Source organism: Pantoea sp. Morm (genome assembly GCF_016643525.1).
In the GTDB taxonomy this organism is placed as follows: domain Bacteria; phylum Pseudomonadota; class Gammaproteobacteria; order Enterobacterales; family Enterobacteriaceae; genus Pantoea; species Pantoea dispersa.
In genome coordinates, this window is record NZ_VOQX01000235.1 from 1 (window position 1) to 1,644 (window position 1,644).

2 protein-coding genes are annotated in these 1,644 nt (G+C 51.0%); both read right to left on the reverse strand.

The genetic code is table 11. The features are described 5' to 3' along the window. Positions 1-108: 108 nt before the first annotated feature. Positions 109-939: an RNase A-like domain-containing protein gene (locus FT726_RS27175; protein ID WP_288424544.1), complete on the reverse strand. Its 831-nt coding sequence runs from the start codon at positions 937-939 to the stop codon at positions 109-111. Between the two features lie 106 nt (positions 940-1,045). Next, positions 1,046-1,540, reverse strand: coding sequence for a GNAT family N-acetyltransferase (locus FT726_RS27180; RefSeq protein ID WP_288424326.1), 495 nt, complete (start codon positions 1,538-1,540; stop codon positions 1,046-1,048). Positions 1,541-1,644: the final 104 nt, after the last annotated feature.

The following is a 1,644-nucleotide window of genomic DNA, read 5'->3' on the forward strand; positions in this document are numbered from 1 at the left end:
GCATCAATTTTTGGCTCGATTTCATCACTATCATCTATAAGGTCATAGTCCTGACCAAAATATATCGTAATGAAACAGCCTAGCTCATTGAAATTTGAACGGTTCATGTCAGGCCTTAGGAAACGCAGTAAGAATAAAATAGGGTTTTCCATGCCACTGCTCAAAACGAAGCACCAGCCGAACCCTATAGCAGCGAATAACGTCCGGGGAACCACGACGAATCATGATACCTGTCTGAGTGGCAAAAATTCTCTCCAGCTCCATTTTGGCATTCATTCCGGGAGGGAGATGTTTTACCCACATTTCTATCTGGTGGCTATTGTCCCTGATTACCTGACTAATTAGCTGCTCCGCCTCATTCACTGTCCTGAAGCTACTGGTCGCGTAAAGAGAGGGCCTGCGTTCCAGCCTGGCAACTAACTCTTCAGCTGTTTTACCAATATGGCGTTCAAGCGTGTGTCCGCCAGTGCTGCCCGCTAGCGCTTCATGAACCGCCAGGTTGATGCGACCAGAGCGAACAGCAGCAACGCGCACGGCTCCTGCCGCAAACGCGAAACTCATGGGAATCGCAACATCCACCGTCATGCCTACATGTAGGGCGGTTTGGCTATCCGCCCCTAAGGTTTCTGCGAGCTTCACGGCTGAATGATACGTATCAGTGCTGACATTGCGACCTGTCCAGACCTGTCGTAATGAGGCCTGTATGGTATCAAGTCCATGTGTACCGACAACAATACAACCAGCTTTGGTCAACATCGTGGGTTCTGGAACCACGCACATAGCACCAGCACCGAACATTTCTGCCACACCACCGATAAGTCCCAGTCCACCAAAAAGACGATTGCTGAGTGTTTCTCCTTCGCTGATATTTTTGTCTGATAGCACAGCCGCCATGTGCACAGGCGATACAGCAATTTTCAATCCATCATTTTCATCCATAAAACGCATCTCCGTTTGAAAAAATTCCATTTTGGCCAATCAGTAGTGCGACAGCATCACGATGTTTACTCTTTGATTCATTACAGTGGGTTTACGACCGCAACCATCACTCGCGCAGTATCGCCATGACGATAATGTCGTGGTACTCGCCCTCGCGCAGGCAGGCTTTGCGCTTCACGCCTTCCTGCTTAAAGCCCAGGCGCTGATACAGACGCAGCGCGCGCTGGTTGTCGTGAAACACTTCCAGCTCAACGCGTATTACGCCCAGCCAGTTAAAGGCATAGTCGATACCGGTGCGGATCAGCCGCTCACCGATGCCGCGACCGCTAAACGCCGGATCGACGCCAATACCAAAGCTGATGCTGTGGCGCGTACGCGGCCGCTGTTCGGTAAACAGCGTCAGCTCGCCCACCATCTGCCCGTCGATTTCCGCCACAAAGCCGATATGGCCTTCGCTGTTCATCGGCTCGAATTTTTTCTGCCAGGTGGCGACGCTGGGAAACGGCAGCTGCGTGGTCCAGCGATACACCTCGGGATGACTGTATAAACGTTGATAGGCGGCGGCATCGCCCGGTTCACGTCCGCGAATCTGCAAATCCATGTCGATAATCCCTGTTCAGTTGCACTAAGCTGTTAACTCTCACCGATCGGAAAGAGTGGCCTTATGTTGTATCGTCGTTTTGAACGTTTTATCAATATTTTTCA